The organism is Nocardia sp. NPDC004568 (assembly GCF_040609955.1).
Lineage (GTDB): Bacteria > Actinomycetota > Actinomycetes > Mycobacteriales > Mycobacteriaceae > Nocardia.
Map to the genome: position 1 here is coordinate 117,126 of NZ_JBEXLL010000005.1, position 13,028 is coordinate 130,153.

Consider the following 13,028-nt stretch of genomic DNA (forward strand, 5'->3'; position numbering starts at 1 on the left):
CTCGCGCCGGTGCGGGGTCGCCGTGCCCGGCGTCCGGACCACAGATGCCGACGGCGAGCAGCGACGAGGCGATACCTCCGCTGTCGCTGCGGCTTTCGCGGACCGCGTGTACCGGCTCCAGGAGGCTCGATGAGGCGATACCCCGGCCTTCGCCGTGGCCTCCGCGGACCGCATGAAACAAGCCCGAGGAGGCATGAGGCGATACCCCGGCCTTCGCCGTGGCCTCCGCGTCCGCATGAAACAAGCCTGAGGAGGCATTATGACCACTGAGAAGATCACCGACCAGGTTCGGTTCGCCTACTGGGTCCCCAATGTCAGCGGCGGTCTGGTGACCAGTGAGATCGAACAGCGCACCGGCTGGGATTTCGAGTACAACAAGAAACTCGCCCAGACCGCCGAACGCAACGGTTTCGACTACGCGCTCTCCCAGGTCCGCTACACCGCCTCCTACGGCGCCGAGTACCAGCACGAATCCACTGCGTTCAGTCTGGCGCTGCTCGGCGCCACCGAGCGGCTGAAGGTGATCGCCGCGGTCCATCCCGGTCTGTGGCACCCCGCTGTACTAGCCAAATTCGGTGCCACCGCCGATCATCTGTCGGGCGGACGGTTCGCCATCAATGTGGTCTCGGGCTGGTTCGCGGGGGAGTTCACCGCACTCGGTGAGCCGTGGCTCGAACACGACGAGCGCTACCGGCGCAGCGCGGAGTTCCTGGAAGTGATCCGCAAGGTCTGGACCGAGGACGACGTGAACTACGGCGGCGATTTCTACCGCATCCGCGATTTCACGCTCAAGCCCAAACCGCTCAACACCCCCGAACGCCCGAACCCCGAACTGTTCCAGGGCGGTAACTCCAGCGCGGCCCGCCGCAACGGCGGCCGCCACGCGGACTGGTACTTCTCCAACGGCAAGGATTTCGACGGCGTCACCGAACAGCTCGACGATCTGCGGTCGGTCGCCCGGGCCCACGACCGGGAAGTGAAGTTCGGGCTGAACGGGTTCATCATCGCCCGCGATACCGAGCGCGAAGCCCACGACACCCTCCGCGAGATCATCGACAAGGCGAACAAGCCCGCGGTCGAGGGTTTCCGGGACGCCGTGCAGCAGGCCGGCGCCTCCACCCGGGACGGTAAGGGGATGTGGGCGGATTCGAGTTTCGAGGATCTGGTCCAGTACAACGACGGGTTCCGCACCAAGCTCATCGGGACGCCCGAACAGGTCGCCGAGCGGATCGTCGCCTACCGGGAACTGGGTGTGGACCTGATCCTGGGCGGATTCCTGCACTTCCAGGAGGAGATCGAGTACTTCGGGGCCAAGGTGCTGCCGCTGGTCCGCGAGCTGGAGGCCGCGCGACGCCCCGCAGCGGTGGCGGGGCGATGACCGCCGTCGGGGCCGCCCGGATCGCCTCGGCCGAGCAGGCGCGCGCCGTCGCCGCGGGCCTGGCGGCCGAATTCGCGGTGGGCGCCACCGACCGCGACCGGGAACGGGCCCTGCCCTTCGCCGAGGTGCGCGAACTCGCGGCCGCCGGGCTGCTGGCGGTGACCGTGCCCGCGGACCTGGGCGGCGCGGACCTGCCGCCGAGCGAGATCGCGGAGGTGGTGCGGCTGCTCGCGGTCGCCGATCCGAATATCGCGCAGATCCCGCACAGCCACTTCGTCTACGTCAATCTGCTGAAGATCGCGGGATCCGCCGACCAGCGGCGGCGCTATCTGGGTGGTGTCCTGGACGGCGCTCAGATCGCGAACGCCCAGTCCGAACGCGGCGGCGCGACCGTCGCCGATATCGCCACCACCGTGCGCCCCCTCGCGGGCGGGCAGCAGTTCCGGATCGACGGGGTCAAGTACTACTGCACCGGTTCCCTGTTCGCCGACTTCCTGGCTGTTCTGACCAGGCTGGACGATCCCGAGGGTGCTACCGGGCTGCCCGGCGGCCAGTACGTCGCGTTTCTGCCCGCCGACACCCCGGGCGTGCGGATCGTCGACGACTGGAACGGATTCGGTCAGCGCACCACCGGCAGCGGCACGGTGTCGTTCGAGAACGTGGTGGTCGAGCGCGATCAGCTGGTGGCCCGGACCGCCGCCGTGGACCGGCCCACCGCCTACGGCGCCTCCGCGCAGCTGCTGCACGCGGCCATCGATGCGGGTATCGCCCGCGGGGCGCTCGTCGCCGCCGCCGGCTTCGCCCGGGAGAAGAGCCGGCCCTGGTTCGAGGCGGGGGTGAGCCGGGCCGTCGACGATCCGCTGCTCATCCAGCGGTTCGGGGAATTGGCGGTCGCGGTCGCCGCCGCCGAGGCCGGGCTGGCGGCCGCCGGTGCGGCGGTGGACGCCGCGGTGGCTGCGCCGGAACGGGTCGCCGAGGCCTCGCTCGCCGTCGCCACGGCCAAGATCCTGGCCGACCGCGCGGCCACCGAGGTGTCCAGCGCCCTGTTCGAGGTGAGTGGTACCCGCAGCGCGGCCGATGATCTCAACCTGCACCATTTCTGGCGCAATGCCCGGACGCATACCCTGCACGACCCCGTCCGCTGGAAATACCAGCACCTCGGCCGAGCCCTGCTGCACGGCAGTCCGCCGCCGCTGCACGGTGTGATCTAGCCGGACGACGGCCCGGCGGGAAGTGCTCCCTCGCCGGGCCGGCCGACGGTGGCCGGATGTGGGCCGGCCACCGTCGTCGTCCGGTCGGGAAGGGAGCGGCGGCGGTGCTACCGCGACGGTCCGGCGGTGCCGGGCGGTCAGCGGGACGCCGTCGCGCCCTCCGGATGCACCGGATGCTTCCCTTCGGCGAACTCCTCCACGATCTTCGCGCAGAACGCGGGCAGGTCGTCGGGGTTGCGGCTGGACACCAGGCCGTGGTCGGTCACCACTTCCTCGTCGACGACGGTGCCGCCGGCATTGCGGATATCGGTCCGGACGCTCGGATAGGACGTGAGCGTGCGGCCCCGCACCACATCCGCCTCCACCATCGTCCACGGACCGTGGCAGATGACGCCGACCGGTTTACCGGTGGCGAAGAAATTGCGGACGAAGGCCACCGCCGACTCGTCCTGCCGGAGTCTGTCGGGGTTGGTGGTACCGCCCGGGAGGATGAGGGCGTCGAATTCATCGGGGCTGCATTCGCCGACGACCCGGTCCACGTCGAACGTGTCGCCCTTCTCCACGTCATGGTTCATGGCCTGGATCTGCCCGGGTTTCAGCGACAGCAACGCGGTGCTCGCGCCGGCGTCCTCGACCGCGGATCGGGGCTGCACGAGCTCTACCTGCTCCACCCCGTCGGCGGCGAGAACAGCGACTCGTCGCCCTGTCAGATTGTGCTGGCCCATGCCTGCTCCTTCCGTGTACGCGGATTGCGGTCTGCCCCGCGGCCTACCCGGGTCCACCGAGGTGAAACATGGCGCCCGCCCGGCCGGGTGGGGTCGCGCACATCCGGACCCGTCGCTGATTCGACCGCCGACGAGGGGGTAGTCGGCCCGTGTCCGGCGACCGAGAAGAAAGGCATTCGACGATGAACGTCCCCATCAAGAGCACCCTCGACCCGGAACAGCAGCACGTCACCGGTGAGGCCCTGCGCGCCACTGTGGTCGACCTCATCGATCTGTCACTGATCGCCAAACAGGCCCACTGGAACGTCCTCGGGCCCAACTTCCGCTCCGTTCACCTCGCACTGGACGAGCTGGTGACCGCGGCCCGGGAGTTCACCGACGACGCCGCCGAACGCGCGACCTCCATCGGAGTCAGCCCGGACGGCCGTGCCGCCACCGTCGCCAAGGAAGCCAGTGGACTCGAGTTCCCCGACGGCTGGCAGCAGGACACCGATGTCATCGATGCCATCGTCAAGAATCTCAGCAAGGTCATCGGCCGGCTGCGTGAGCGCATCGACCTAACCGAAAAGGCGGACCCGGTGACCCAGGACCTCTTCATTGCGATCGCGGCCCGACTCGAACAGCTGCACTGGATGTGGCAGGCTCAGCTCTCCTCCGCCTGATACGTCGTACCGCCCTCGCGCGGCCCGGCGGGCACACTGCCGAGTCGGGCGGGGAGCACCGGTCGATCGCGCCGCGATCGGGCGGGAGTACGAGGAGGAGTGCGAGTGGTTCGAGTTTCCGGATCGCCGTACGGACTGAGTACCGGTCCGGACGGCGCCCTGTGGTTCACCATGGCGGCCGAGGGGGCCTTGGGCCGGTATTCCGACGGTGAGGTGGAAACCTTCCCACTCGACCCCTCCGACGGACAGCCGACGGTGATCGTGCCGGGGCCCGGCGAAGCCATGTGGTTCACCGAATTCCGTGGTGACCGCATCGGTCGCATCGCTGGGGAAGGTGATGCGACCTGGTTCCCGGCGCGATCTCCGTACGGCATCACCGCGGGCCCCGACGGCGCCGTGTGGTTCACCGAATTGCAGACCGACACCATCGGGCGGCTGACCGGCGACGGTGAGCTGACCCGGTTCGCCGTGTCGGGGATGCCCTCCATGATCACCCCCGGCCCGGACGGGGCGCTGTGGTACACCCTCAATCAGGGCAATGCCATCGGCCGCATCGACCCCGGTAGCGGAGCCACGGCCGTGTATCCGCTACCGACCGCGGGCGCCATGCCGGTCGGTATCACCGCGGGCCCCGACGACGCGCTGTGGTTCGTCGAGATCGGGGGCGGGCAGGTCGGCCGGATCGGCACCGACGGCACGATCACCGAGTTCCCGCTCCCGGACCGCGGCAGCCGGCCGCACGCCATCGTCACCGGTCCCGACGGAGCGCTGTGGTTCACCGAATGGGCGGCGACCAGACTCGGCCGTATCACCACCGACGGCGCGATCACCGAAACCGAATTGCCCGGCGCCGAACCGCACGGGGTGACGGTCGGGCCGGACGGCGCGCTGTGGGTGGCCATGGAATCCGGCAGTCTCGAGCGCATCGCCGTGTGACGGCGGGGGAAACCGCCCACTCGGCGCGGGAATCAGCACGCCGAGCGGACGGTTCGGGGCTCACTCGCCGGCGACTTCGCGGAGCAGGCCGTCGGCCAGCCGTAGCCGGCGCCGCACCCCGATCTCGGCGAGGAACCGCTCGTCGTGGCTCACGACCACGAACGCGCCCCGGTAGGCGTCCAGCGCGCTTTCGAGCTGTCCGACGCTGACCAGGTCGAGGTTGTTGGTCGGTTCGTCCAGGAGCAGCAACTGCGGTGCCGGCTCCGCGAACAGCACACAGGCCAGTGTGGCGCGCAGCCGTTCACCACCGGACAGCGCGCCCACCGGAAGATCGACCCGGGAACCACGGAAAAGAAACCGCGCCAGCAGATTCAACCGCTGCGGCGTGGGCAGGTTCGGTGCGAAGGCGGCCAGGTTCTCGGCGACGGTCCGGTCGAGGTCGAGCAGATCCAGCCGCTGCGACAGATAGGCCACCCGGCCCTCGGCCCGGGTGACCGAGCCGCTGTCCGGCGCCAGATCGCCGTGCACGATCCGCAGCAGGGTGGATTTACCCGCCCCGTTGGGTCCGGTCAGCGCGATCCGCTCGGGTCCGCGGATGGTCAGCTCCACACCGTCACCGGCGAAGACCTCCTGTTCGCCGAAGCGGTACCGGATCCCCTCGCCGGCGAAAACCGTACGCCCGGCCGGGACATCGGTGTCCGGTAACTGCAGGGCGATCCGCTGCTCCGGGCGCAGGGCACGCTCGGCCAGGTCCAGCCGGCTCTTCGCGGCATCGACCCGGGTGGTGTGGGTTTCGTGCGCCCGCCCGGCCGACTCCTGGGCATTGCGTTTCATGGTGCCGGCGAAGATCTTCGGCAGCCCCGCGTTGCCCAGATTCCGGGCCGCGTTGCTCGCCCGCCGCGCGGCGCGCTCCCGGGCCTGCTGGAGTTCCCGTTTCTCGCGCTTGACCTCCTGTTCGGCATTGCGGATGTTCTTCTCCGCCACCTCGCGTTCGGCGCGCACCGACTCCTCGTACTCGGTGAAATCACCGCCGTAGAAGCGGATCTCACCGGCGTGCAGTTCGGCGATCCGGTCCATCCGGTCGAGCAGCGCCCGGTCGTGACTCACGAGGAGCAGGCAGCCCTTCCACTCCGCCAGCAGATCGTAGAGCCGGTGCCGGGCCGCGAGATCGAGGTTGTTCGTCGGCTCGTCGAGCAACAGCACATCGGGTCGGCGCAGCAACTGGGCCGCCAGACCCAGCGACACCACCTGACCGCCGCTGAGCGTGCGCAACCGCCGGGACAGCGTCAGGTCGCCGAGCCCCAGGCGTTCCAGCTGGGCACGGGTGCGTTCCTCGATATCCCAGTCCGCGCCGATGGTGGTGAAATGCTCTTCGGCGGTGTCACCGGACTCCACGGCGTTCAGCGCGGCCAGGATCGGTGCGATACCGAGGATTTCGGCGACTGTCATCGCGCCGGTGAGCGGCAGGGTCTGCGGGAGGTAGCCGAGTACGCCGTCCACGGACACACTGCCGGCGCCGGGCTCCAGCTCACCCGCGATCAATCGGAGCAGCGTGCTCTTACCCGCGCCGTTGGGTGCGACCAGACCGGTGCGGCCGCCGGGCACGCTGAAGGACAGATCGGCGAACACCGGGGTGTCGTCCGGCCAGGAGAACGACAGGTTCGAACAGACGATGAAGGATTCGGACATGTAGGAGAGACCTCGGTTGTCGTTCGGATGCGTCACGCAGCTCCGAAGAAGGAAAAGTGAACGACGGATCGGCCACTACAGCGGCGCCCGATGCGCCCTACTGGTGGCCGTCAGAGCCGGGTGGCTCCGGAGATGTCGAGTTCACCAACCATGATCGATCTCTCTGTGGTCGAGGATTCCCTGTTCACGATAGCAGTCCGCGCACCGGCGGCCGGGTTGGGGCGGCAGGCCGGCGCCGCGCCCGGCCGGCCGGCGAGCGGACGGGAGGGAGTCGGTTCAGGGACGCGACGCGAGGTGGGGCTGCAGATCACCGGTGGTGGGCGGTTCGGCGCACTGTATTCCGCACCGCTGCTCGTCCGGCACGGTGGATCCGTCCTCGTATTCGCAACTCGCGGTGTCGCAGGTGTAGGGGCGGTTGTTCGGATCCATCGGCAGGGGTTCGGAGTAGTACGACCATGCGAAGGCATCGGAATCCGAGATGGCGGAACAGTAGACCGTGGTGCCGTCGGCGAGATGCCCGACCTCACCGGGTTCTTCGCAGTAGCTGTGCAGTTCCACCTGAGGATTCGGGCCGTCGGCGACCGGTGTCGCCGGGGTCCACGGGAGCGCGGCCGCCGGCGCGGCGACTGCGAAGAAGAGGGCGACGGCCCCGACGATGGCACCGAGAAGCCGGGGGCCCCGGCTGCGCGCTTGTGGCCTCATGGTTCCCTTCCGTTCGGTCGAGTCCCCCCACCCGTTCGAGCTGATTGATCGTAGCTATCATCCCAGGTGAGCGGCAATGGTCGCGGATGGCCGCGCGGGGTCGCGGGTAAGTGGGGACACCGGGATCGTGCCGGAACCGTGACCGGGGCAGTACCCCACAGACCGCCGTACGCCCCGGTGAGCCGTCCTGTCCCGGCTGGTGCGAGCCGGTCCGGTCACGATCACCGCCGAGGAAGGCCGCCTTCGCGATCGCCACCGAGCCTAGATCTCGATTCGGGCACACGGCCCGCGCCGCCGCGGCGCGGAGGCGTACGTGGCCGTGCCCGGCCGAGCGCTGAGCTGTTCGTACTCTGCCGAGCGCCGACCCCGTTCGTCCCGGCCCCGCCCGACCGGCCCGCAGACGAACGCCGACCCGCCGGGTCCGGCCGGGCGCTCAGTCGCGGCGGCCGACCGATCCCGCGGGCCGGGAACCGGGCTCCGCCGGGGCCGCCATCGCACCGCCGGGCCCGGCCACCACATCGGGATCATCGGTCCCGGTCCGGCGGAGGCGAGCGAGGGCCACGGCGGAGAGTGCTCCGATCAAGGACAGCCCGACCCAGACCAGCACCTCGGCATGGGCTGCTCGAGCGGCTCCGAATACGGCACCCGTCGCGAGATTGCCGATCAGGATGCCGATACCGACGACGCTGTTGTAGAAGCCGTAGTAGGTGGCCACCAGACGGTCTCCGGCCAGCGTGACGACCGTGTCCATCTCGAACGGGAACACCGCGGCGGTGCCGACGGCCAGCACCGCCGCCGAGACCAGCAGGGCGGCCACCGCGGCCCAGGCTCCGAATCGCCCCGGGACCGGGATCAGAGCGAGCGGCACGAAGGCGCCGGCCAGGATCGCCATCCCCGCGACCAGCGCGCGCCCGGTGCCCCAGCGCGCCCGGAACCACGCCGTGATGCGCAACTGGCCGGCCACCGCGATCACTCCGGAGATCACGAACAACGCGGAGACCAGCCATTGGGCGCGGTCTCCGGCGATCACCTCCGCCTGCAACGGAAGCGCGAGATACATCTGGAAGGACAGAATGTAGGACCCGATCATCGCCAGCGAGAACGCCACGAACTGCCGGTTGCGCAGCACACCCGACCACGCCGTCCGTACCGGCACCCGAGCGTCGTCGGGCAGCGCGGGTCCCGCGGGCAGCGCCAGCAGCTGAGCCACGGTCAGCACGGCGAACACGAGGGCGGCCGCGCCGGCCACCACCCGGAAATCGATTGTCAGCAGCGCGACTCCCACCAGCGGACCCGCCAGGATTCCGGCCTGATAGAAGATGTTGAACAGCGCGAAGGCCTCCACCCGGCGCGACCCGGATCCGGCGGCGAGGTAGGCGCGGACCGCCGGATTGAACAACGCCCCGGCGAATCCCGTGGCGGCCGACGCGATCAGCAGTGCGGGCAGGCCGGTGGCGAACACCAGCAGCGCGAAACCGCCTGTGCGCAAGAGACATCCGGCCACGATCAGGGGTTTGTAACCCAGCCGGTCGGCCAGGGTCCCGCCGATCAGGAACATGCCCTGCTGGGAGAAATTGCGCACCCCCAGCACGAGTCCCACGGCCCACGCGGCGAGCCCGAGCGGACCGGCCAGATATCCGGCCAGGAACGGCATCAGCATGTAGAAGCCGAGATTGATACCGAACTGGTTGATCATCAGCAGCCGTACCGGAGTGTCGAAGCCACGGAAGGCGGCGAGGGTTCTCATCGGCCGGCTCCCTCGAACGCCGTGCGCCCGCGCGGATCCACCACTGTCGCGCAGCGGGTCCACGCGCGGAATTCCCCCTCGAACGGGGAGGAGACCGTGGTCGGCTCCACCGGTGGCGCCCCGCCGAGCAGATCGTGCGCGCGGCAGTACGCGTCGCTGAACACAGTGTCGAAATACCGTTGCGGGCCGTCGGGGAAGATCGCGGCGACCTGGACATCGGCATCGAACTGCCCGGCCGCCCAGCCCGCGACCAGAGCCACCGCGCCGACGCTCCAGCCGCCGGTGGCGTGATGGGTGGTGGCCAGGGTCCGGCAGGCCCACACCGCTTCGGCCGGGGCGACCCAGTGGACTTCGTCGAACGCGGCGTAGTCGACATTGGCGGGGTAGATACTGGAGCCGAGCCCGCGCATGAGTCGCGGTCCCGGCGGTTGCCCGAAGATGGTGGAGGACACGGTGTCCACGCCGATGAGTTTCAGGTTCGGGTCGAACCGGCGCAGGACGCGCGCGACGCCCGCCGAATGACCGCCGGTGCCCACCGCGCAGACCAGCACGTCCACGCCGCCCAGCTGTTCGATCAGTTCCACACCCAGCGACTCGTACCCGGCCACATTGTCGGGATTGTTGTACTGGTCCGGGCACCATGCCGACGGCTCCGCCGCCAGTATGCGCGCCACCCGGTCGCGGCGGGCCTGCTGCCAGCCACCCACCGGATGCGGTGCGGGCACCACGTCCACAGTGGCGCCGTACGCCGTCAGCAACTGTTCGACGATCGGTTCCATACCCGGATCGGTGACCAGGGTGACCGGGTGGTGGTAGGCCACTCCGGCCAGTGCCAGACCCAGTCCCAGAGTGCCACTGGTGGATTCCACGATCCGCGCGCCCGGTGCGAGATCGCCGCGCGCCCGCGCGCGCCGCACCATATGCAGGGCGGGACGGTCCTTCATCCCGCCGGGATTACTGCCCTCGAGTTTGGCCCAGAATCCGCGCCCGGCGGGAGCGAGTGGGGCACCCACCCACAGCACCGGCGTGTTGCCCACCAGGGCCGGAGGCGTCAGGGCGGTGCCGGGGATCGAAACGTTTCCCGCGGCGGTCGGCTCCGCCCGCTCGGGCAGGATCACGTTGTTCATGACTGTCGCTTTCTGTATCGGATCCACCCGGATCCGGCGGTGGATGGTCGGCAGCGGATGCCGGCCGGGCCCATCGGGCCGGCCGCGCGCCGTCGATCAGCGCCGGGCGATACAGAAGCGGGTGAGGATCTCGCGGCCCCCGGTGGCGAGCGTGCCGACCGGCGGTCCCCGGATGCAGCGGCCGGCGGTGGGCGCGAACGCGAGGGCGACCGCCGTGGCGAGTGCCAGGGTTACCAGGAGAACGAGGGCGAACGGGTCGGGGATCCGCGCGGGCAGCACCGCCTGGGATGCGCAGTGCACCGGGTGGGCGGCCGCGCAGTGGCTACGGGCCGGATCGCCGGTGCGGTCGTGGTGACCGGCCGTTGTCACGGCCTCGTGCAGCCGGGAGTGCGAAGCCGGCGCGGCGAGCGGATCGCAGTGGAGCAGGGGCGACAGCAACGCCAGCGCGGCCAGGACGACCATGATCGTCGCGCCGCGGGTCCGTCGGTCGCGCCGGGACGCCGCGGTCGCGGTCCGCGTCGTGATCGTCACCGGCCACCTCCGTTCCCGTAGCGTCGCATCCCCGATCGGCTCGTGCCGTGGGGTCTACTGTACCCCCGTTGGGTATCCGGTTCTTCGGGTGGGCTCGGTGACGGGTCGGTGACCGGAAGGGTTCTGTGACAGTACTTCCGAGAACGGGGCGCCGCGGGTGGTGTGAATTCGGGAGTTGCGCGAGAGTGCGGGGCCGGGCCGCGGGCCACCGGCCGACGGCGGCCTGCACGATCGGATCCTGGCCGCCGCCGCCCGGGCTGTGGCGGACCGGCCCGAAACCTGGACCGTCGCGGCTCTCGAGATCGCCGGCCTCATCGCCGATCAGGCGATTCCGGAGGCCGTCGCGGGGGAGATCCAGCGGTCCTACGCGCACTTGGGTGGGGTGGCGGTCGCGGTGCGGCGCCGGGAGCCGGCGCTGCGTCCCGGAGCCGCGGCCGATCTGGCCCGGATCGCCGTCCGCATCGAGAAGCTCTACGGTCGGCCGATGGACATCGAGTGGGCGCTGCGCGACCAGCACTTGTTCATCGTCCAGGCCCGCCCGATCACGGCCCTGCCCGAGTCGGCGCCCGCCACGACGGGGCCGACCTGGGACCGCCGGTCGGTAGAGATGCACGTCTACGACCGCGGCGGTCATGGCTTCGCCGAAGGCCCGCAGGGATTGCCGTGCGATTCGTGGCTGGGTCGATATCTGGACTGGGTGCGCTCCCGAGTCGGCGAACGCCGTGCCGGTTCTGCCCGAACGTGACAGGCTCGGCCTACCCGACTATCGAACAAATGTTCGATAGTCGGGTAGGGTGGTTCGGGTGAACACACATTCGACGACACTGGCACCGGATGCGCCGGCGCAAAGATGGTCGGAATTGGCCGATGTCGACTTGCTGCGCACCCTCGTCGAAACCGAACGCCGCCAACGTCGGTTGAGGGCGGCCATGGTCGCGGCTGTTGCCGAGGCCGACCGCCGTGGTCTCGCCACCGACACCGGCTACCGGGACACCGTGGAGCTATTGAGTGATCTGCTGCGGATCAGTGCCTCCGAGGCGCGCCGGCGAATCGATTACGCCGCTCCGCGAGCCCGCTCACGTCCCAGAAAGGCGTGGTGGGCGGTGGCAGGTTGAGGCCGCCCGCCCGGGAGTGGGATGGAGGATCTGACGATGTCTCCGGCCCGGTTCGCCGGACTCGGTGCGGGTGACGGCGGCAGCCTCCTCTACGCGCTCTCACGTGCGTGGGATCTGTCGTATTCGTGATGCGGGTATTCCGGGTCACGCGTAATCGCGCGTGCACGCGGACTCGGCGTCGACGATCGTCCCGCGGCTCATTCCGGTGGCTGTCGCCGTCGACCGACTCGGCAACCCCTGGCATCCTGCGCGAGGCGCCGCCCGTCTCGGGACATACGCTTTGTGGTGTTGCGCCCGAGCGCTGAATACGTGCCGTGTGGCCCGGAGAAGGCGTGCCGCGACATATCGCGACATGGGTGGGACCGTTGCATATCCCACCTCCACGGTTCGGATGCCTGCGGTTTCGGCCGCGGTGGTCGGGGATCTACCCGGCGGAGGGTGCCACCTGCGCGTAGAGCTTGGTGTCCTCATTCGATCCTGGATCGCAGACGTCTTCCCGAGCCGCCGATATACGGCTATGAGCGCCCGCTCGAGTTCGTGAAAGTCGGCAGACCGCCATGCGGGCAGCCGCGAGCTGTACGGCGTCGGCTCAGGTGTCCCCGGCCAGTACCGCATGGAGCGCGGCCTCGGCGGCGTCGAAGCAGTCGGGGAAGGCGCCCTCGCCGTTGGCCCAGCGACCGAACGCCTCCTCGAAAATGATCGAGGCCACCCGCGCGGTGAGGTGTGCCTCGGTGGGCCCGGCCCCGCGCTGTTGCAGGGCGTCCCGGAGCGCGGCGGTGATCGCTGCCGACTTGCTGCGCTCGCGTTCCAGCAGCTCCGGACTGGACTCGATGATCGCTCTGCGTCGCCCGGAATCGGCGACCATTCCGCTGACCGCCACACCGACCTCGCGAAGGGCCGACAGCGCCGCCGGCAGTGGCGCAAGCCCGGGATCCGCAGCGAGAACCGCCTCGGACACGGCGGCCGGAAGCCGCTCGGAGCCGGCGAAAAGAATCTCCCGCTTGTCCGGGAAGTACCGGTGGAAGGTCCGCCGGGTCAGTCCTGCCCGCTCCGCGATGTGCGTCACTGTCACGGCGTCGTAGCCGTGCTCGCCGAACAGGTCCAACGCCGCATGTCGCAGGCGTTCCGGCGCTCCGGGGTCCCACCGTGCCATGCCCGCATCCTACCCATCGCGATGACTCACTGCGACATCGATGCTAGCGTGG

13 protein-coding genes are annotated in these 13,028 nt (G+C 69.8%); 6 read left to right on the forward strand and 7 right to left on the reverse strand.

Annotation, left to right across the window (positions count from 1 at the left end; all coding sequences use genetic code 11):
* Positions 1 to 259: 259 nt before the first annotated feature.
* Positions 260 to 1,378 carry a dimethylsulfone monooxygenase SfnG gene (sfnG, locus tag ABZV91_RS04435; RefSeq protein ID WP_355235272.1) on the forward strand — a complete coding sequence of 373 codons (1,119 nt, stop codon included), beginning with the start codon at positions 260 to 262 and terminating at the stop codon, positions 1,376 to 1,378.
* Positions 1,375 to 2,589, forward strand: coding sequence for an SfnB family sulfur acquisition oxidoreductase (locus ABZV91_RS04440; protein WP_355235275.1), 1,215 nt, complete (start codon positions 1,375 to 1,377; stop codon positions 2,587 to 2,589). The genes sfnG and ABZV91_RS04440 overlap by 4 nt, the downstream gene beginning before the upstream one ends.
* A gap of 137 nt (positions 2,590 to 2,726) precedes the next feature.
* Here the strand turns inward: ABZV91_RS04440 and ABZV91_RS04445 are convergent, their stop codons facing one another.
* Positions 2,727 to 3,314, reverse strand: coding sequence for a type 1 glutamine amidotransferase domain-containing protein (locus ABZV91_RS04445; RefSeq protein WP_355235278.1), 588 nt, complete (start codon positions 3,312 to 3,314; stop codon positions 2,727 to 2,729).
* A gap of 182 nt (positions 3,315 to 3,496) precedes the next feature.
* Here ABZV91_RS04445 and ABZV91_RS04450 point away from each other — a divergent pair, with 182 nt between their 5' ends.
* The gene (locus ABZV91_RS04450) at positions 3,497 to 3,976 is read left to right on the forward strand and encodes a DNA starvation/stationary phase protection protein (RefSeq protein ID WP_355235280.1); all 480 of its coding nucleotides are present in this window, start codon (positions 3,497 to 3,499) and stop codon (positions 3,974 to 3,976) included.
* Between the two features lie 99 nt (positions 3,977 to 4,075).
* The gene (locus ABZV91_RS04455; RefSeq protein WP_355235283.1) at positions 4,076 to 4,912 is read left to right on the forward strand and encodes a virginiamycin B lyase; all 837 of its coding nucleotides are present in this window, start codon (positions 4,076 to 4,078) and stop codon (positions 4,910 to 4,912) included.
* Positions 4,913 to 4,972: 60 nt separating this feature from the next.
* Here ABZV91_RS04455 and abc-f read toward each other — a convergent pair whose 3' ends face one another.
* The 5 genes from abc-f to ABZV91_RS04480 form a co-directional block, all read right to left on the reverse strand.
* A complete protein-coding gene (gene abc-f / locus ABZV91_RS04460) occupies positions 4,973 to 6,601 on the reverse strand; it encodes a ribosomal protection-like ABC-F family protein (protein ID WP_355235286.1) in 1,629 nt (542 codons plus the stop codon).
* A 276-nt stretch (positions 6,602 to 6,877) separates the two neighbouring features.
* Positions 6,878 to 7,303, reverse strand: coding sequence for a hypothetical protein (locus tag ABZV91_RS04465; protein WP_355235289.1), 426 nt, complete (start codon positions 7,301 to 7,303; stop codon positions 6,878 to 6,880).
* A gap of 433 nt (positions 7,304 to 7,736) precedes the next feature.
* Positions 7,737 to 9,050, reverse strand: a complete 1,314-nt coding sequence (locus ABZV91_RS04470; protein WP_355235292.1) for an MFS transporter — start codon at positions 9,048 to 9,050, stop codon at positions 7,737 to 7,739.
* Complete coding sequence (locus tag ABZV91_RS04475) at positions 9,047 to 10,177, reverse strand: PLP-dependent cysteine synthase family protein (protein ID WP_355235295.1); 1,131 nt, start codon at positions 10,175 to 10,177, stop codon at positions 9,047 to 9,049. Before ABZV91_RS04475 ends, ABZV91_RS04470 begins: the two co-directional genes overlap by 4 nt.
* Before the next feature lie 96 nt (positions 10,178 to 10,273).
* A complete protein-coding gene (locus tag ABZV91_RS04480; RefSeq protein WP_355235297.1) occupies positions 10,274 to 10,708 on the reverse strand; it encodes a hypothetical protein in 435 nt (144 codons plus the stop codon).
* A gap of 175 nt (positions 10,709 to 10,883) precedes the next feature.
* Between ABZV91_RS04480 and ABZV91_RS04485 the strand changes: the two genes are divergently transcribed.
* Both ABZV91_RS04485 and ABZV91_RS04490 read left to right on the forward strand, forming a co-directional pair.
* A complete protein-coding gene (locus ABZV91_RS04485) occupies positions 10,884 to 11,453 on the forward strand; it encodes a PEP/pyruvate-binding domain-containing protein (RefSeq protein WP_355235300.1) in 570 nt (189 codons plus the stop codon).
* A 58-nt stretch (positions 11,454 to 11,511) separates the two neighbouring features.
* Positions 11,512 to 11,823, forward strand: a complete 312-nt coding sequence (locus ABZV91_RS04490; protein WP_355235302.1) for a DUF222 domain-containing protein — start codon at positions 11,512 to 11,514, stop codon at positions 11,821 to 11,823.
* A 589-nt stretch (positions 11,824 to 12,412) separates the two neighbouring features.
* On the opposite strand, the gene ABZV91_RS04495 is transcribed toward ABZV91_RS04490, so the two are convergent.
* Positions 12,413 to 12,976, reverse strand: coding sequence for a helix-turn-helix domain-containing protein (locus ABZV91_RS04495; protein WP_355235305.1), 564 nt, complete (start codon positions 12,974 to 12,976; stop codon positions 12,413 to 12,415).
* Positions 12,977 to 13,028 lie beyond the last annotated feature (52 nt).